This window comes from Companilactobacillus keshanensis (genome assembly GCF_003946205.1).
GTDB classification, from domain to species: Bacteria; Bacillota; Bacilli; order Lactobacillales; family Lactobacillaceae; genus Companilactobacillus; species Companilactobacillus keshanensis.
Window position 1 is genome coordinate 108,697 of sequence record NZ_RHOS01000006.1, and the last position, 19,576, is coordinate 128,272.

Below are 19,576 nucleotides of genomic sequence, written 5' to 3' on the forward strand. Positions count from 1 at the left end.
TTCTTCCTCCATCCTAGTAATTATCTATTATATCGCCGACTGGATCACCAGTATTAGATCCACCGCCGTTATTTGATCCGCCACCTGTTTTTTCAAGTTTAAGATAAATAAGTGCCATAGAAATACCAATAGTACCAAGTGCGATCAATGTAAGATCAGTAACAGTTGCTAGAACGAAACCAATAGCAAAGAATGGCCAAACTTCTTTAGAAGCCATCATGTTGATAACCATTGCGTAACCAACAGCAACAACCATACCACCACCAACAGCAAGACCGTCAGTCAACCATGAAGGCATAGCATTTAGCATACCTCTAACGGGACCGGCACCAATTGCCAAGATCATAGCGGCAGGAATAGCGATACGGATACCTTGTAAACAGATAGCAACAATTTGCCAGAATTCAATTTTTCTAAAACTACCTTCTTCGGCAGCTTTATCCATAATATGAACAATACCAGTAGTAATTGTACGAACAATAATTGTTAATAACAATCCGGCAACAGCCAATGGAACAGCGATAGCGATAGCAGAAGCAACACCTTTTCTACCTTCGCCACCAAGAACAAGAATAATTGCGGAAGCAACAGATGCTAAAGCAGCATCAGGAGCAACAGCAGCGCCAATGTTTGCCCATCCAAGAGCAATCATTTGTAGTGAACCACCTAAAATCAAACATGGTATTAGGTTACCTGTAACTAATCCGATTAATGTACAGGCGATAACTGGTTGATGGAAGTGGAATTCATCCAAAATACCTTCCATACCAGCTAGAAATGATACTAAAACGACTAATATCACTTGAAAAATATTCAAATCCATGATTATTAATCCTCCAATTTTCCTCTGATAATTATTTTACTTTTTCTTGTTAAGCTCTTCTTGAGCTTTGTTCAAGATTGAATCCATGTTGTCTTTTGAGTCAGCGGGAACTTTACGAACATCAAATTCTACGCCCTCTTTTTCAAGTTTCTTGAATGTATCAATGTCATCTTGGTCAAAAGCCAAAACCTTGTTAGGTTGAACTTTACCAGTTGAATGGGCCATTGAGCCGACATTGATTTCCTTCAAAGGAACTCCCCCCTCGACAGCACGTAATGCATCTTGTGGGTCTTCGAATAGTAATAGTGCACGTTGACCACCGAAATGTTTATCATCTTTGGCGATCTTGATCATTTGATCAACAGGAACAACGTGGGCTTTAACACCTGATGGAGCAGCTTGTTGGATCAACTTTGTACGAAGTTCATCTTTAGCTACGGCATCAGACACAACGATAATACGTGTTGGGTTTGTTGTCTTTGTCCAGGCGGTTGCAACTTGACCGTGTAATAGACGTGAGTCAACACGTGCAAGAACATATTCCAATGATCCCGGTCTACCAGCACTACCATTTGATTGAGCTACAGGTTTTGCAGCTTCTTTTGGTTGAAGTGATTCAGGACGAGCCTTAACACCTTCTTTTGCTGTTTCAATAATGTGAGCAGCAATTTCGTGCGCACTGTCCATAGACATGCGTGATGCATATGCTTCGATCAACATAGGCAAATTCAAGCCGGCAACAATTGCCCACTTGTCTTTATGTGCTTCAAACAAGTTATTAACTTGATTGAAAGGTGTACCACCCCAAAGATCGACTAAGAATAATACTTCGTCTTGGTCATCGAAAGATGCAATCGCAGCTTCCAGATTAGCCTTTAAGTCGTCTGGGCCTTGACTAGGCATAAGTGTAACGGCTTTGACGTTTTCTTGCTCTCCAAAGATCATCGATCCGGATTGCAATATACCGTCGGCAAACTTACCATGACTAGCAATGATAATCCCTACCATCTTTAATCCTCCTTATGAATTAGTGATTAAAGCGCTTACTTAAACTAAACAATAATAGTCCCTTGATAAAAATTAAAATGGAATAATTTCGTAATAAGGCACTTTAATCGAGCTCACCCTTCTTTGTGAACCCTTACATAATATCATTTTTTCTGAAAAAAAACACCTTTTTATATAAAGAAATATAAAACGTAATGAATCTTTAAGTTTTTTTAAATTTTCTTTTTTTAGGAAAGCGATAATGATTATCATCTAAAAAGGCTCTAAATCAGGCCGTCATTTATTTTCAAATGGTTTAGACCAATGCTGTGCCAAGGGTTTGACAGATTTTTGTGTACTTATCAAAGATAATGAAAGCGTATTCATTTATCGTCTTTTTCATTGTATTACCGGTTACTTCCTATTAGACTAAAAATTTTCCAAATTATTAATTTATTCAGCCTCTATCAGTCATGCCTTTTCAACATAAGCATTGCATAATGCCTTCAATATAGGGTTTCCTCTTTAATTAAAACCTATACATTACATCCCTTCTTGCTGAAATTTGAACGTTTTAACAAAAGTGACTAAATTTAAAAAAAGCCAAACACTATGCTGCATACATAGTGTTTGGCTTTGTAGAATCATTACATAATAAAATGTTCTGCCAAATTTATCATTTCTTTTGATCATTTAATTACAGCAAAAAGTCCAAATCGAAAATTTCGATTTGGACTTTTGCTATTTATTTAGTAGTTACTTTGACAACATCGTCATCTTTATTAACTTGTCGATCTAAATCTTTAAATTTCATCATGGAAACAACTGGCATATTGGTAACAATGACCATCATATCAATTTTCTTTCCGGCTGCCGTTATGGCATCAAGATCAACCGATGCTAGTAAATCTCCATGACGAACTGTTTGTCCATCAGCTACTTTAAGATCAAACGGTTCACCTTTTAATTGCACAGTATCGATTCCCATATGTAAAAGGACTTCTAAGCCATTTTCAGTTTTTATTCCCATTGCATGTTTGGTTGGGAAAATAGTCGTAATAATTCCATCGACTGGTGAAACTATTTGTCCATCCGTTGGAACAACCGCATATCCATCGCCTAACATTTTTTGTGAGAAAGTATCATCAGGAACTTGTTCAATATCTTCAAGCTTTCCATTAGCTACACTATAGAAGGTTTCTGTCCCCGATTTAACATCAGATATTTTTTCTTCTTTTGTGGACTCAAGTGTTTCTTCAGATTCTGTAGTTTCTTTAGCCTTAGTCAAAGGTGTTTTTGCATCGTATAATTTTGTTAATGCATCAGCTACGAATTGTACTTCTGTTCCTATAACAATTTGAATATTGTTCTTATCCAAAATATTAACTCCGGCAGCGCCAGAGGTTTTGATCAATGATTGATCTGCTTTATCAGTATCAAATAATTGTAATCGTAAACGTGTTGTACAATTGTCAATTACTTTGATATTTTCAAATCCGCCAATTCCAGCATAAACCTTCTTAGCAGCGAGTGAATATTTGTCGTCATCATCTGAAACTTCAACCGAGTCAACGGCGTCAGTATTTAGTGGCTCGCGACCTGGTGTCATTAAGTTGAATTTTTTAATAGCGAAATCAAATCCAAAGTAGTAAATAACTGCCATAAATATTCCTTGGACCAATAACATTAAAGGCATGTTTGCAATCGGCATGTGAATACTTAATAAGTAATCGACCAACCCAGCACTAAATGTAAAACCAGCAGTCCAATGCATAAAAGCTGCAAACCCTAGTGAGAGTCCTACAAAGATTGCATGCAGAATATATAGTGGCCAAGCTACAAACATAAATGAAAATTCTAATGGTTCAGTAACACCTGTAAAGAATGAGGCAAAGGCACCAGCCATCATCAATCCGGCAGTTTCCTTTTTACGTTCAGGTAAGGCATTACGATAGATCGCATAGGCACCAGCAGGTAAACCAAACATCATGACTGGGAAGAATCCAGCTTGATACATTCCGGTAACACCCTTAACACCTTTGTTGGCCCAGAAATTACCGATATCATCGATACCAGCAACATTGAACCAGAATACTTGATTAAGTGCTTGATGTAATCCGGTTGGAATCAGTAACCTATTGAAAAAGCCATACAATCCAGCACCAACAGCACCTAAATTAATAAAGAATTTACCAAAACTTACTAGTGCATCGTAGATAGTTGGCCAAGCAAATAATAATACTGCACTGACTAACAACATAACCAACGAGGCCACGATCGGCACCAATCTTTTTCCACTAAAGAATGAAAGTGCCATTGGTAACTTAGTTTCATGGAAACGATTATACAGAGCACCAGCGGATAACCCGGCAATGATACCCACAAGCACATTACCTGAAACAAAGTTGAAGGCTGGATCAACTGATTTAACACTGATTCCCATCAACAATGCAACATTAGCTGGAGTTAAAATTCCAACTGGAATGATGTAGGCAACTAAACCTGCCAAGGCAGCTGCCCCATCTTTATCTTTGGACATTCCAAAAGCCAATCCAACCGCAAATAATAGTGCGATTTGATTAAGTATCGCAACACCACCAGCCTGCATAAACTGGGCAATCCCCCAGCTTTGTGGCATTAAGTGTCCGATACCTTGCAAAAGAGCTGCGGCAGGAAGTACCGCAACGGGTAGTTGTAACGAACGACCCATTTTTTGAAGATATGTTTTCATTTTCCTATTTTCCCCTTACAAAAACCATTTTATATCAATGAAGTCAATAATAATGGTCTATATGTAACTTTGCAAGCAAAAATTTCTTATATCGGTTAATGTAAGTGGAGTATAGGCTTTCATAATTCAGACAAATAATCTATTTACGATAATTGGTATATTCCAAAAGTTACATAAAGCATAAGATGATCTCCAATTATTTATTGTAAATCATAATTAAAATCTAATGAATATATTAAAATTGACATAATAGATAAAACCTGTTATTTTATTGTTAACATATCTTAAGGAGTGAATTGAAACTGAAGGCTAATATCAACACTGTCATCATTAAAAGTTAATCACGTTTGTTTGCGGCGCACTGCTCTAGAGCAGCCGTCTTTTTTTTACACAAAAAATAGGAGATGAAAATGGATAAAAAATATTATCAAAAAAATCTGGAAGAACTACAAAAACAAACAAAACTTGAAGATTTCAAAGATGGCTTAACATCAAAAGAAGCTAAAGAACGTCTTGAGAAATTTGGTCCCAATAAATTAGAATCGAAAAAAACACCTAAGTGGAAGATATTTTTCCGTCAATTTAAAAGTATGGTGATCTATGTCCTACTAGCAGCAACAATGATCACACTTTTGATGGGACATTATTCTGATTCGATAATCATCGGTATGGTAGTTATAATCAATGCTTTAATTGGTTACTATCAAGAGAATAATGCTTCAAATGCTTTAGAAAAAATCAAAGAAATGTTGTCAACTGATGCCACTGTCTATCGTGACGGTGCCAGAAAGGATATCCCTGCCGAAGAAATTGTGGTTGGAGATGTGGTCTTCTTGGAAGCTGGTGACAATGTTCCAGCTGATCTTAGAATTATTGACTCTGACAACTTGCGCATTCAAGAATCGGCCTTAACTGGTGAAGCCAATTCTGTTGAAAAGATCACTGACGCCTTGGCTGGTAACAAAGTTGCATTAGCTGAACAAACCAACATGGCGTTTGCATCGACTGCTGTCACTAATGGTAGTGGTTCTGGTCTAGTTATTGCGACTGCTGAAGAAACTGAAATCGGTAAGATATCACAAGAAGTCAGCTCCGTTAAGAAACGTAAAACACCATTGATCCAAATCATTGATCGTTTGGGTACTAACGTATCCTACTTTATCGTCTTTGCATCGATCGTAATTTTCTTGATAGGTTTATTCTTTGAAACCTACTCATTATCGGTTTTAACTTTAGCTGTTGTTTCAATGATGGTTGGTGCTATTCCTGAAGGATTACCTGCCACGACCTCAGTTATTTTAGCTAAAGGTGTTAGTGACATGGCTAAAAATCACAACACGATTGTTAAGACTCTACCGGCGGTTGAAACTCTTGGCTCTGTCGATGTGGTAGCAACCGATAAAACTGGTACTTTAACTAAAAATGAAATGACTGTTACGGACATTTTGATTGATGATAAAACCTACTCTGTATCGGGAACTGGTTATGAACCAACTGGTCAAATCAACTTAAATTATCAAAAGGCCGACATTGATCCTAAACTTAAACTATTTTTAGAAGCCGGATTTCAGGCTAACGATACTGACTTATTATATGAAGACAATAAGTGGATCATTAATGGTGAACCAACTGATGGAGCTTTCTTAACTCTTTATCAAAAGGCTCTAGGAACAGTTGATAATTATACAGAATTAGATATTTTGCCATTTGATTCCGACTATCGTTACATGGCTAAATTAGTTAAAGATAATTCTGGTAAAAAGTTCTTATTTGCTAAAGGTTCACCCGATAAACTGTTAAAAATGACTAATGATAAAGACTTCGATTACAATTATTGGTTAGATAAAGTTACTGCTTATTCTGCTCAAGGTAAACGTGTAATTGCGGTAAGTTACGAAGAAGTACCTGAAAATATCAATGAAATAACCCATGAACAGATAACAAATGGTATGGACTTCTTAGGACTGGCTGCCATTATCGATCCTCCTCGAGAAGAAGTTATTGATTCACTAAAAGTTATGAACGACGCTGGCGTTCAAGTTAAAATGATTACTGGTGATAGTGCCATTACTGCGAAAGCAATTGGTGAACAACTAGGCTTAGCCGATGAAATCAACGCCATTACTGGTCTTGAATGGGATCAACTAACTGATAAAGAAAAGATTCAGGCAGCTGATAAAAATCAGGTTTTTGCTAGAACTACGCCCAGTAATAAACTAGAAATCATCGATGCTTTACAAAAGAACAATAAGGTCACAGCTATGACTGGTGACGGTGTTAACGACGCACCCGCCCTTAAAAAATCAGATATTGGTGTAGCTATGGGTATTAAAGGTACTGATGTAGCCAAAGATTCATCAGATATGGTTCTTACCGACGATAACTTTGCTACTATGTCCACCGCTATTAAGGAAGGTCGAAGAATTTTCGATAATATTAAGAAGAGTATTCTTTATCTCCTACCTATTTCCTTCTCCGAAGGTTTGATTGTAGCCTATGCTGTTCTTACTAAAAGCGAAATACCACTACATCCAACACAATTACTTTGGATCAACATGGTTTCAGCCATTACGATTCAATTTGCTTTAATTTTTGAACCAGCAGAAGAAGGTATTATGAAACGGGCACCTAGAAAAACTGGTGCCAAATTCATGAATAAGCACGATATTTTCCAAATGGCCTACGTGGCCATCCTAATTTCGGGTGTCAGTTTGATTGTGGATGCATATCTGAATGCTCAAGGCGTCGGAGAAGTAATCTCAAGTACGACTATGGTCAATGTTTTAGTCATTGGTAAAATATTCTATCTATTCAATATTAGGACTAAGAAACTTGCCTTTTCAAAAGACTTTTTCTCCAATCCAAAAGCTTTCTTATTCATCGGATTGATGATAATTTTACAGTTGATTTTAACTTATGTTCCATTCATGCAAGGAGTTTTCTACACTGGTAATATTGGATTAAAAGAATGGGGATTCGCCATAGTTGGTGGATTCATCGTTCTACTAGTTGCCGAAATAGACAAGATGATCCGTATGAAATTGAGATAATTTAGAGTATTGAAAAAGCCAAGTCTAACGACTTGGCTTTTTTTTAATTTCCTGAAACTAATGGATAATCATTATCTAAAATGTATCCGAATCCACGGACTGTTTTGATCCATGTTGGTGACTGCGGATTTTCTTCTAATTTATCTCGCAAGTGACTAATATGAATATCAATTGTTCGTGTTGATCCGGCAGCATCATAACCCCAGACGCCCTCAAGTAACTGATCACGGCTGATTACTTGGCCTCGATGCTGCATTAAATACCAAAATAAACTAAATTCCTTAGGGGTCAATCCAATATCATTCCCCTCATGTATAACGCGATAATGTTTGAAATCAACTGATAAATCGTCACATTTGATCAACTTATCAGTTTTTAATTCTGGTTGCTTCGTTTCATCATCTCGGAGCTTATCATACAACCAGAAAAGCTGACGTATTTTGGCTATAAATTCTGTAAAATCAAATTTCTCTAGGAAATATGCATCGATCTTCAAATCATACAAAATCTCTTTTTCTTTCTTATCATGTTTCTTTGCTATTACTACTATTGGCCCTGTTATTTTATTGCGTAAAGTTTTAACAGTTTCAATTGTTGATGATATATCGATTGTAGATAAGTCTATGATCAATCCGGCAACATCATTTTCATTCACAATTTCAATTGCTTTCTCATGATCCATAACATTATGTACAAACCAATTTTGACCATTACAATAACGATTAATTTCTAAGAACAAAGGCAATCTGTTGCTTAACAATATCAACGGTCGCATCCAATACTTCCTTCCAGCATTCATAATTAGCTATGGCCAGCCAAGTAAATTGATTATAACAGCATAATTTCGTTTAGGTCACCTGATAAGCATAAATAATCCATTGTATTTTTATATAGGCTAATACAACAAGATAAATACAAAATTTACTCTTTCTTTACAATAAATAGACAAAAATAATATAAGTTTACGTTACTTTATAAGAGCTTGATAACAGAGCAATAATATATTTTTTGTTAAGGGGTTTCTTTATGAAAAAGAAAACAATTATTTCATCATTACTTGCGCTAGGCGCTTTAATGGCGATCACAACTGGATGTAGCAATAGCTCAAGTGCTACTAAATCATCTTCATCTGAAGTATCAGGTAAGATTACAGCTGTTGGTTCGACTGCACTTCAACCATTGGTTGAAAAAGCCGCTGGTGATTTCCAAAAGGATAATAGCAAGATCAATATTACTGTTCAAGGTGGGGGTTCTGGTACGGGACTTAGCCAAGTCCAAGATGGATCAGTTAAGGTCGGTAACTCAGATATCTTTGCCGAACAAAAAGATGGTATCGACGCTAAGAAACTTGTAGATCATAAAGTTGCCGTTGTTGGTATGGCACCAGTAGTTAACAAGGATGCCGGTGTTAAAAACGTTACTATGGATCAATTGAAACAAATCTTTACTGGTAAAATCACTAACTGGAAAGACCTTGGTGGAAAAGACGAAAAAATCACTGTCGTTAACCGTGCTGAAGGTAGTGGTACAAGAGCTACATTTGAATCAGCTGTATTAGGTGGGGAAAAGGCCATTAAGTCACAAGAACAAGACTCAAATGGTACTGTTCAAAAGATCGTATCTACAACACCAGGTGCTATTAGTTACCTAGCCTTCTCATACATCAACGATAAGGTTGAAGCACTATCAATCGATGACGTTAAAGCTACAGATGATAACGTTGCTGACAACAAATGGAAAATCTGGTCATACGAACATATGTATACAAAGGGTGATCCTAAAGATGCAACAAAGAAATTCATCGAATATATGAAATCTGATGATGTTCAAAAGAAACTTGTTAAAGACATGGGCTACATCAGTACAAATGATATGAAAGTACAAAAGGACTCAAAAGGAACTGTTTCAGACAAATAATTAATTTAAAAAGAGCTTTGACTCCGGAGTTAATTGGTCGAAGTTCTTTTTTTCTGTCCTCAGGAGGATTTCATGGACGATATTCAAACTAGATTACAAAAGAGTTCTCGAGCAACGCGTCAAGACTACTTTGGGAAAGTTATTTGCTATTCATGTATTGGTTTAATCATCCTATTAGTAGCCTGCATTCTCTATTTCATTGCTTCTAAGGGTCTCGCAACTTTCACTAAAAATGGAGTAAATTTTTGGAATTTCTTAACCCAATCAGATTGGAAACCTGGTGATGTAGACAAATATGGTAACCCTCAAGTGGGTGCTTTGCCAATGATCGTTACATCATTCAGCGTTACCATTTTAGCGGCATTACTAGCTACTCCATTTGCTATTGGAACTGCTATCTTTATGACTGAAATTGCAAACAAAAGAGGCGCAAAATTTTTGCAACCTGTTATTGAATTGCTAGTTGGTATTCCCTCAGTTGTTTATGGTTTTATCGGATTATCATTGATCGTACCATTCATAAGAGGAATCTTTGGAGGAACGGGATTCGGTATTCTTTCCGGAACATTAGTTTTATTCGTTATGGTATTACCTACTATTACTTCGTTGTCAGTTGATAGTCTTAAATCTGTTCCCATGCACTATCGCCAAGCATCCCTAGCCCTTGGTGCTACACGCTGGCAAACAATTTATAAAGTGATCTTAAAAGCTGCGGCTCCAGGATTACTTACTGCCGTTATCTTTGGTATGGCTCGTGCCTTTGGTGAAGCCCTAGCCGTCCAAATGGTTATCGGAAACGCGATCCTAATGCCAAAGAATTTAATTTCACCAGCTTCAACTTTGACTAGTAAGTTAACAACAGAAATTGGGAATACAGTTATGGGAACATTACCAAATAATGCTTTATGGTCCCTTGCACTGGTTCTATTATTCATGTCACTGTTGTTCAATTTGATAGTTCGATTCATTGGAAGACGAGGTAACATTAAAAATGAACGCTAAAAAATCTGATAAACTCGCCACAGGCATGATTTATGGACTAGTTGGAATAGTCGTTTCTATTCTAGTTGCTCTGCTCGGTTATATTCTCTATAACGGAGTCCCTGATATAAACTGGCATTTTCTGACATCAGAAGCACAATCCTTTAGTGCCGGTGGTGGTGTCCGTGATCAGCTTTTCAATTCACTCTACCTATTAGTGTTAGCCTTAATAATTTCTTTCCCGATTGCCCTAGGTGCAGGTATCTACTTATCCGAATATGCTAAAGACAATTGGGTAACTGATATTATCAGAACTTCCATCGAAGTTTTGAGCTCACTACCATCAGTTGTTGTTGGATTATTCGGTTACTTACTACTAGTTATTCAACTAAACATGGGATTCTCAATTTTAGCTGGTGCAATTGCTTTAACTTTCTTCAATTTGCCACTTCTAACTAGAAATATTGAAGAATCTCTTCGAAGTGTCCCTGATCTTCAAAGAGAAGCTGGTACATCCCTAGGATTATCCGGTTGGAAAACTATTACCAAAATCATTTTACCAATGGCATTGCCAGGAATATTAACTGGATTGATTCTCTGCTCAGGAAGAATTTTTGGTGAAGCAGCTGCCTTGATTTATACGGCTGGTCAAAGTGCACCTAGCGTAGACTATGGAAATTGGAATCTGTTCACTGAAACAAGTTTTCTAAATCCTATGCGTCCAGCCGAAACATTGGCTGTTCATATTTGGAAAGTTAACACTGAGAGTGTTACTCCAGATTCGAGTGCAATTTCCAGTGCATCATCTGCCGTATTAATTATTGTTATCTTGATCTTTAATCTGGGTGCCAGATATCTTGGTAACAAACTATTTAAGAAAATGACTGCCTCAAAGTGAGGATAACTGCTTGAAAACATATGACTTTAATCAACAATACATCAGCAAAATAGAGCAAGAGGTCGCGCTTTCGACTGAAAATGTCCAAGTTCATTATGGTAAAAGCCATGCAATCTTTGATGCTAGCTTAGACTTTCCTCGCTTCCAGATCACTTCACTGATCGGCGCATCTGGATCTGGTAAATCTACTTACCTAAGGTGTCTCAATCGGATGAATGACCGCATTGCTCAAGTCGATGGTAAAATTTTATACAGAAATACCGATATAAATTCTAAAACCATCAATGTTTATGAGGTTAGACGACACATTGGAATGGTATTCCAACGTCCTAATCCTTTTGCAAAGTCGATTCGTGAAAACATTCTTTTTGCATTAAAGAATAACGGGATCAACGATAAGAAAGAGTTGCAAGAACGCCTTGAAACCAGTTTGCGTGACGCCGCTCTCTGGGATGAAGTTAAGGATGACTTAGATAAAAGTGCTTTAGCCTTATCTGGTGGTCAACAACAACGTCTCTGTATTGCTCGTTCAATTGCCATGCATCCTGATATTTTATTACTGGATGAACCAGCCAGCGCCTTAGATCCAATTTCAACTTCCAAAATAGAAGAAACCCTTAAATTGCTTAGTAAAAGTTACACGATTATTATCGTAACCCACAATATGCAGCAGGCCTCACGAATCAGTGATTATACAGCCTTCTTCCACATGGGACACATAATTGAATATAATCAAACCAAGAATATTTTTACCGCTCCAGAAATTAAGGCCACTGAAGATTACATCTCCGGAGACTTTGGATAAAAAAGATTGAATCCGCTTGGATTCAATCTTTTTTTGTATCTTATTTATTATCACCCTTGGCTCTCAACAATTCGCCTAATGATGGTTGTTCAGATACATCAATTCCATATTGTTTAGAATAAGCATCTACTGCATCCTTACCATATAATTTCTCATCAAGTGGCATAAAAGCTGTAGCAACGGGATCATCTTGTTTAATTACAGCGTTAATGACGATTGGTTTATCATTACCGTTTGCTTGTAATTCTTGAACTTTCTTAAATACATCATCAACATCTTTGATCGATGAAACTGTGAAGCCAATGCCACCTAAACCTTCTGCAACTTTGGCCCAGTCAGCACCGGTTAGATCAACACCATATAAATGTTGTTTAGTAGCAACCTGCTCATAATAAATGAAACCTAATCTTTCATTTGAGAAGACCACGTTAATTACTGGTAACTTGTAACGCGCTTCAGTAATCAAATCCGGTGCAACCATTGAAAATCCACCATCACCTGAGAATGACCAACTCTGAGCATCAGAAACACTCAAAGCTCCTGACAATCCAGCTGGTAAACCAAAGCCCATTGTGGCAAATAAACCTGACAACGCAAAACGTTGATTCTTGTTCATTGGCAATCCACGAACGGCCCACTCTGAAACGTTACCTGTATCAACTCCGAAAGTATCATTTGGTCCGGCTAATTCTTTTACTTTAGCCATAACTGTTTCAGGATTCAAACCTTTACTGTCATCTTTTGAAAGCTTAACTAACCAGTTATCCCAATTCTTCTTGTTTTCTTGGTTTGCCTTTAGCCAATCACTAGCTGGCAATGTGTCACCTGTATCTATCAAAGCCTGCAAATAACTCTTGGCGTCAGAAATAACTGCATAGTCAACGTCAACCGTTTTACCAATATCGTAAGGATTGTTATTTACTTCAATGATCTTCAAATCTTTAGGCCAGAATCCAGCAAATGGAAATTCTGAACCGAGGAACAAAATAAGATCAGCATGTTGTAAAGCTTCAAATCCTGACTTACTTCCTAAACGTCCAAAAGTACCAATAAAGTTAGGGTGGTCAGTACTGATAACCCCAGTTGCAGGTACAGTATTCATAATTGGTAAATTGAATTGTTCTGCAAACTTTTGCAAAACATCTTTAGCACCCAATAATCCGCGACCAGCATAAACTAGTGGGTGTTTAGCTTCTTTTAACATCTTTAAAGTATTTTCAACATCAGCCGCATTGATAACTTGTGAAAAATCATTTTCAACAACTTTTGGTGTCTTAGGTGAGACATAATCAATTTCTTTATTGGTTAAGTCTTCTGGTAATGTAACCACAGCGACACCCTTTTGACGATAAGCTTCTCTAATTGCTTGATTAATAACGTATGGAATTTGTTCTGCAGTTGTAACGGTACGATTATAAACCGATACATCTTCAAACATTGGTGTTTCATCCATTTCTTGGAAATAGTTAGTGTTCATAACTGTTTGTGGTACTTGACCAACTAAAGCTAGAACTGGAACATGATCCATTTTTGCATCATACAAACCATTGAAAAGATGCGTTGCACCAGGACCGGCTGAACCAAAGGTTACACCGATTTTGCCTGTAAACTTGGCGTCGGCTGATGCGGCAATAGCGCCAACTTCCTCATGACGTACTTGGATATATTTAATGTTTTCTTTCTCTAAATACAATCCTTCAACAGTATGGTTGATTGATCCCCCTGGAATACCATAGACTTGCTTTACTCCCCACTCTTCTAATACTTTTACTAAAGCTTGTCCTGCAATCATTTTTGTCATAATTCCACTTTCTCTCTCTGAAATTAACGAGATTTATCTCGTTTTGAAAACGAATACAGTGATCATTTTTATTCTAATAGGGTACATTTGTCAACTATCTTTTCTCGGCGGTAGAAAAGTATTTATTCAATTTTACAAAAAAATATTTTCAATTATAGAAATTCATTATTGTGGAATAATAAATTTAGAGGCCTTAAACTATCCGCAATAAAACAAAGGCGGTGTTGCTTCATGAATGTATTTGAAAAAAAAGACATTAATGAATTGCTTAATAGAACTTCCCCCTTGAAACGAACTCTACATACATGGGATCTTACTTTCTTGGGGATCGGCGCTATCATCGGAACTGGTATTTTTGTTCTAACTGGTAAAGGTGCCTTAACGACCGGTCCTTCTCTAGCATTATCATTTTTGATTGCGGCTATCTGTTGTGGCTTTGCGGGATTGTGTTACGCAGAGTTTGCTTCTATGGCTCCCGTTGCTGGATCAGCCTACACTTATTCTTATATTTCTTTTGGTGAAATCATTGCTTTCATTATTGGATGGGATTTAATTCTTGAATATGCTTTAGGAGCCGCAACCGTTGCAGCCGGCTGGTCAGGCTATTTTGTCAATCTAATGAGTAATTTAGGTATTCATATTCCAAGTGCCTTAACCGCGGCGGCTGGAACCACTCCTGGAATTAAAACTTACTTCAATCTTCCAGCATTTTTGATTGTAATTCTGATTACTTCCATTATTGCAATGGGTATAAATCAGACAAAACGTGTCAACGATACTATGGTTGTAATCAAATTAGCTGTTATTCTGTTATTCATTGTCTGTACCGTTTGGTTCGTAAAACCTCAAAACTGGAAACCATTTACACCTTACGGTATTTATTCATTCCACAACGGTACGGCTTCAGGTGTCATCCCTGCCGCATCAATTGTTTTCTTCTCATTTATTGGATTTGATTCTGTATCTTCCAGTGCTGAAGAAACAGTCAATCCAAGTAAAACTCTTCCAAGAGGTATTCTCTACTCACTAGGTATTTCCACTGTTCTATATATCGTTATGACTTTGATCATGACTGGAGTTGTTAAATACACCGTTTTTGCAAAATTTCTTGATGCACCAATTTTAGCCGTATTAAAAGCAACAGGACAAACATGGCTGAGTATCATCGTCAGTATCGGAGCTATTTTAGGAATGACAACCGTTATCCTTGTTCAACTCTATGGACAATCAAGAATTACTTACTCAATGTCTCGTGATGGATTGTTTCCTAAGTTCTTTGGTGATGTCAGTTTACAACATCAAACACCTTATAAGGGTACATGGTTCTTTGGAATCATTACAGCCTTAGCAGCTGGTATAGTTAACTTAAATATTCTATCTGAACTAGTTAACATTGGTACTCTGACGGCCTTTATCCTTGTTTCAGCTGGTGTTCTTTGGATGAGACACAAACATCCAGAAATTCATCGTGGATTCAGAGCACCATGGGTACCAGTCACACCTATCATTGCCATTCTTTTCTGTATAATGTTAGTTATTGGACTAAACTGGGAAACATGGCTAAGATTTATCGTCTGGTTTGCAATTGGACTATGTGTCTACTTTGGTTATTCATATAAACATTCTAAAATCAGAGCATAACAAAAAGCTGACGAATCAAGCTTCATCAGCTTTTTGTTTGTTCAAAATAATACCCCAAATAGCAGGTATTAAATATAACCAGTTACTGATCAAACCAATTGCCAATAAAACAATTGACCAGTAAATATTTTTATGTAATTTTTTAATCGAAATTCCCACTACGACTTGAATAATAATGACTAATATTAAAATAATAATTGCTAAAATGGTTGATGACATATCATATGGAATCGATGTTTTATATTTAGGATGAAGCAGAGAAATCAAAGAGATACTTATCATACTGAAATTGCTCAGCCAGAAAACAATCCAACCGCTTATTTGTGCCTTACTGTTACTCATAATATTTACCCCAAAATTAGTTTACCATGTTATTAAGGATTTGATTTAACGTCATCCGATTTTTGATTTAATATCATACCCCAGATAGCCGAAACAACATAGAACCAATTGAAGAAAATTCCAATTATTAATAGCACAATCGACCAATAATTTTCATCATGAAGTCTTTTTATTGCTACACCTGCCATTCCTTGTATAAAAACTACAAAGAATAAGAACATGCCTAGAGCAAAACCAGCAGATAAAAAATCATGCGGAATAATGGTTGGATCATTTGGATGAATCGTAGATATGACAGAGACTGCCACTATGGCAAGATTACTTATCCAAAAGAATATCCATCCAAATATCTGCGCACCACTCACTCTTCTCATATAGACTTCCTCCTCATTGATAATAGCGTACCATTAATTATTAAATATTCCGATTGACGTTGCGGCAATAAAAAAAATCATATCTACTTGATATGATTTTTATATTAATTATTAAAAAATGATGTTAGAACTAAGAAAACTATTCCACCGACAATGACACCAATTCCGACGATGAAGAAATTCCAAAGTCCTAAAAATCCACATACTATTAAGATTATTCCGATGATCGGATGACGTAACAAAGCCGCTCCGGTCTTAATAAGTAGCCAAATAATAACTAGAATTGCTACTCCAATCGCTATCAACAAAGGTGCGCTACTAGCGGTGCTTGTCGCCATTAATGTGAACATTCGACTCCTCCTTATTTAGACTAGATTATATCATTTAAACTATTAAAGTATACGAATGACAACTATTTCCTGATCAATATCTTATTCAAAATATTGTACATAAAAAATGACAAATAAAATCCAAGTGAATAACATAGTGTCGTAATTCCTAGGACGATAAAAAATTTATCTTGAAAAGCAGGAATAAAAACACCTAAAAAATAAATTATTCCAGCTATTGATAAGAGTATTAGACCCAATCCTAATAAATACTTGTGAATATGAACAAAGAAAACATCCTTTTCCGTTAATTCTCCACGCTTAAATTGCTGAATAATGTCTTTAATAGCTTGATTCTCATCATTCCCTAATTTCTTTTGATCATAAACATAATCAATCATCATTGTCTCAATTTCATTTTTTTCGTCTGTCGATACTGATAGATCACCAATAAATTCTTCTATTGAATGATAACTTTTATATAGAGGATTGATCCGCAGATGATCTATATAATTCAAAATTGACCAAAAAGCCGCTAGCATAATGGCAAACATGTATCCAACGACAAAAACTGATTCAGTTTTCGATGGATCAATGACTGTATCTAGGTAGTAACAAACAAAAAATAGAATCGCAGAAATCGCCAATATAAGCTTAAAACTAATTTGTTTCATTGAAAAGTATTCCATTTAATAACACCTCATATAAACCTTTTGACAATATCAGACAGATTATTAAAATCTTTTTTTAACGATATTAATTGTGATAATCCTTGTTGGGTTATCTTGTAATATTTCCTCTTACCACCGTGAGATTGTTCTCCCCAATAGGATTCAATATATTCTTGCTTTTCTAATCGTTTCAATGCTAAATACAGTGTTGCTTCTTGAATCTCAAAAGTCTCACCTGATATATCAGTTATAACTTTCGATATTTGATAACCATAATTATCGTTCTCTTTTAGAACCGATAGAATCAGTAAATCGATGGTTCCTTTTAACATCTCTTTATTCATCAGTTTGATTCCTCTATCTATATTCTCACTGATAATTCTACACAAGAAAAAATATAATTACTATTCAAACTCTAATCTATCAACAATTTTATTTTCTATCCTATTATATTTCTTAACAAGTGAGTACATAATATGTGCATTTATCAAAAGTTGATACCAGATACTTCCTATTATTGTAGCAATCATCATACCCGCCAATACATCTGATGGATAATGAACACCTACAAATATTCTCGATAGTCCCACTAATACTGCAAAAACCAAGTAATTATAACGACTAAAACTTTTTGTTATTAAAAATAAAATAATCATAAAACTAAAAACGATTATTGTATGATCGCTGGGATAGCTATTACCAACATTTTTGGGAATCAACTTATGTACATCATTCAAAACAGTGAATGGTTGTGTGTGATAATACAATTTGCCTGCAATTAGCTTTCCCACCAATTCAGAGCTAAATGCCGTCAGAACGGATATCAAAAGACCCACCCGGTATTTATCATCATTACGTTTTTGAATCCATTTAAAAATTAAAAACACCGCTAGAAAATAAACAGAATAACGTGCCAAGAAAACTCCAATTGGATCGAGAATCTTGATATCTGCCAAATTATTAATGGACCTAAAAATAAAAATATCCATTGAATTCATTAAATTACCTCTACTAAATAATATTGAGTATTTTATTACTAAATAATATAAAGTAATTTGATAAATAAAACAAGTTTTTATTTATCACTCCATCTCAAATAAATAAATATTGTGACATAATATTATTAAAGAGAGGTAGTTGATCATGAAAGCATTGACCATTCAAACAAGTAACGATAAAGGCATCAATCAGATTAAATTAACTGATATGCCATTGCCAGATATTATGGGAAATGAAGTTTTAATTAAAATTCATGCCGTAGCTTTGAATCCTGTAGACTATAAACTTGCTGAAAATCACAATTCTAAGTGGAATTATCCACATACATTAGGTTTGGACGGGGCCGGTGAAGTTTTTAAAATTAGTACTAATAATCCCAAAAATTTTAAAGTTGGTGAACGTGTCTTCTTTCATAATGATCTATGTGTAAATGGAACATTTGCCGAATTTGCTAAGGCAAAATCAAATATCATTACAAGGATCCCTGATAATGTATCCTTTGAATCCGCTGCAGCCATACTTTGCAGCGGATTAACCGCTTATCAAGCAATATACCGAAAGTTAAGCTTGGCTGGAAAAAAGAATATCTTGATCCATGCCGGAGCTGGCGGTGTCGGCGGTATCGCTATTCAACTCGCAAAACATTCTGGGTTGACCGTTATAACGACTGTCTCAAAACATAAAATGGAATTTGCAACAAAATTAGGAGCTGACTATGTTATTGATTATCATAGTGAGGACGTTAATCAAGTGATAAATAGAATTACAAATAACCTTGGCGTTGACTTAATTATCAACACTGTCGGTGGTACTACCGTTCAAGATGATCTCCATCGATTGGCATACAATGGCGGATTAGTTACCATTTTAAATACCCCCGATATAAGTAACTATGATCTACGTTCTAAAGGACAAAGCGTTCTAACCCTGAACCTCGGAGGAGTACATCAAAGCAATAATGAATTCCAATTAAATGATCTTGCTACGATGGAAGAAGAATTGGTCAAATTAGTTTCCGATAAGATTGTTGATCCAATGGTTTCTGAGGTCACTGATTTTAAAGACATTCCAAAAGGATTAGAACAATTAAAAAATCATAATGTAGTAGGAAAAATAATTGTAACTATATAAAAAAAGGAATATTTTGGGTACTGAGTATATAATTTGATACAGATAAATAAGAGCACTTCTGAGAAAATAAATCTTGGAGGTGCTTTTGCTTTGACT

The 19,576-nt window shown here is 36.0% G+C and carries 18 protein-coding genes; 7 read left to right on the forward strand and 11 right to left on the reverse strand.

The genetic code is table 11. The features are described from left to right. Nucleotides 1-13: 13 nt before the first annotated feature. From EKM64_RS05240 to nagE, 3 genes are all read right to left on the reverse strand, one after another. Nucleotides 14-823 carry a PTS mannose/fructose/sorbose transporter subunit IIC gene (locus tag EKM64_RS05240; RefSeq protein WP_125676313.1) on the reverse strand — a complete coding sequence of 270 codons (810 nt, stop codon included), beginning with the start codon at nt 821-823 and terminating at the stop codon, nt 14-16. 36 nt (nt 824-859) lie between these two features. Continuing rightward, complete coding sequence (locus EKM64_RS05245; RefSeq protein ID WP_125676315.1) at nt 860-1,831, reverse strand: mannose/fructose/sorbose PTS transporter subunit IIA; 972 nt, start codon at nt 1,829-1,831, stop codon at nt 860-862. A gap of 724 nt (nt 1,832-2,555) precedes the next feature. Continuing rightward, nucleotides 2,556-4,541, reverse strand: a complete 1,986-nt coding sequence (nagE, locus tag EKM64_RS05250) for an N-acetylglucosamine-specific PTS transporter subunit IIBC (protein WP_125676317.1) — start codon at nt 4,539-4,541, stop codon at nt 2,556-2,558. Nucleotides 4,542-4,951: 410 nt separating this feature from the next. Between nagE and EKM64_RS05255 the strand changes: the two genes are divergently transcribed. After that, nucleotides 4,952-7,591 (forward strand): HAD-IC family P-type ATPase, encoded by a 2,640-nt coding sequence (locus tag EKM64_RS05255; RefSeq protein ID WP_191988519.1) that lies wholly within the window; start codon nt 4,952-4,954, stop codon nt 7,589-7,591. Between the two features lie 43 nt (nt 7,592-7,634). Here the strand turns inward: EKM64_RS05255 and EKM64_RS05260 are convergent, their stop codons facing one another. Beyond that, nucleotides 7,635-8,390, reverse strand: coding sequence for a winged helix-turn-helix transcriptional regulator (locus EKM64_RS05260; RefSeq protein ID WP_225420962.1), 756 nt, complete (start codon nt 8,388-8,390; stop codon nt 7,635-7,637). 227 nt (nt 8,391-8,617) lie between these two features. Between EKM64_RS05260 and EKM64_RS05265 the strand changes: the two genes are divergently transcribed. The 4 genes from EKM64_RS05265 to pstB all read left to right on the forward strand — a co-directional run bounded on the left by EKM64_RS05265 (nt 8,618) and on the right by pstB (nt 12,192). Beyond that, a complete protein-coding gene (locus EKM64_RS05265) occupies nt 8,618-9,508 on the forward strand; it encodes a phosphate ABC transporter substrate-binding protein PstS family protein (protein ID WP_125676323.1) in 891 nt (296 codons plus the stop codon). Nucleotides 9,509-9,580: 72 nt separating this feature from the next. Continuing rightward, nucleotides 9,581-10,510 (forward strand): phosphate ABC transporter permease subunit PstC, encoded by a 930-nt coding sequence (gene pstC / locus EKM64_RS05270; RefSeq protein WP_125676325.1) that lies wholly within the window; start codon nt 9,581-9,583, stop codon nt 10,508-10,510. Continuing rightward, the gene (pstA, locus tag EKM64_RS05275; protein ID WP_125676327.1) at nt 10,500-11,387 is read left to right on the forward strand and encodes a phosphate ABC transporter permease PstA; all 888 of its coding nucleotides are present in this window, start codon (nt 10,500-10,502) and stop codon (nt 11,385-11,387) included. The genes pstC and pstA overlap by 11 nt, the downstream gene beginning before the upstream one ends. A 10-nt stretch (nt 11,388-11,397) precedes the next feature. After that, on the forward strand, nt 11,398-12,192 hold the full coding sequence (gene pstB / locus EKM64_RS05280) for a phosphate ABC transporter ATP-binding protein PstB (RefSeq protein ID WP_125676329.1): 795 nt from the start codon (nt 11,398-11,400) through the stop codon (nt 12,190-12,192). 40 nt (nt 12,193-12,232) lie between these two features. On the opposite strand, the gene EKM64_RS05285 is transcribed toward pstB, so the two are convergent. Continuing rightward, the gene (locus EKM64_RS05285; RefSeq protein WP_125676332.1) at nt 12,233-13,993 is read right to left on the reverse strand and encodes a thiamine pyrophosphate-binding protein; all 1,761 of its coding nucleotides are present in this window, start codon (nt 13,991-13,993) and stop codon (nt 12,233-12,235) included. 231 nt (nt 13,994-14,224) lie between these two features. Here EKM64_RS05285 and EKM64_RS05290 point away from each other — a divergent pair, with 231 nt between their 5' ends. Further along, nucleotides 14,225-15,634, forward strand: coding sequence for an amino acid permease (locus EKM64_RS05290; RefSeq protein ID WP_125676334.1), 1,410 nt, complete (start codon nt 14,225-14,227; stop codon nt 15,632-15,634). A gap of 15 nt (nt 15,635-15,649) precedes the next feature. On the opposite strand, the gene EKM64_RS05295 is transcribed toward EKM64_RS05290, so the two are convergent. The 6 genes from EKM64_RS05295 to EKM64_RS05320 form a co-directional block, all read right to left on the reverse strand. Next, on the reverse strand, nt 15,650-15,976 hold the full coding sequence (locus EKM64_RS05295; protein WP_125676336.1) for a hypothetical protein: 327 nt from the start codon (nt 15,974-15,976) through the stop codon (nt 15,650-15,652). Nucleotides 15,977-16,008: 32 nt separating this feature from the next. Further along, nucleotides 16,009-16,350: a DUF805 domain-containing protein gene (locus tag EKM64_RS05300; protein WP_125676338.1), complete on the reverse strand. Its 342-nt coding sequence runs from the start codon at nt 16,348-16,350 to the stop codon at nt 16,009-16,011. Between the two features lie 104 nt (nt 16,351-16,454). Beyond that, complete coding sequence (locus tag EKM64_RS05305) at nt 16,455-16,700, reverse strand: hypothetical protein (protein WP_125676340.1); 246 nt, start codon at nt 16,698-16,700, stop codon at nt 16,455-16,457. A 62-nt stretch (nt 16,701-16,762) separates the two neighbouring features. Then, complete coding sequence (locus EKM64_RS05310; RefSeq protein ID WP_125676342.1) at nt 16,763-17,368, reverse strand: hypothetical protein; 606 nt, start codon at nt 17,366-17,368, stop codon at nt 16,763-16,765. An 11-nt stretch (nt 17,369-17,379) separates the two neighbouring features. After that, nucleotides 17,380-17,694 carry a PadR family transcriptional regulator gene (locus EKM64_RS05315; protein WP_125676344.1) on the reverse strand — a complete coding sequence of 105 codons (315 nt, stop codon included), beginning with the start codon at nt 17,692-17,694 and terminating at the stop codon, nt 17,380-17,382. A 60-nt stretch (nt 17,695-17,754) separates the two neighbouring features. Beyond that, the gene (locus EKM64_RS05320) at nt 17,755-18,348 is read right to left on the reverse strand and encodes an undecaprenyl-diphosphatase (protein WP_125676346.1); all 594 of its coding nucleotides are present in this window, start codon (nt 18,346-18,348) and stop codon (nt 17,755-17,757) included. 145 nt (nt 18,349-18,493) lie between these two features. On the opposite strand from EKM64_RS05320, the gene EKM64_RS05325 reads away from it, so the two are divergent. Then, nucleotides 18,494-19,480, forward strand: coding sequence for a zinc-binding dehydrogenase (locus EKM64_RS05325; RefSeq protein ID WP_125676348.1), 987 nt, complete (start codon nt 18,494-18,496; stop codon nt 19,478-19,480). Nucleotides 19,481-19,576 lie beyond the last annotated feature (96 nt).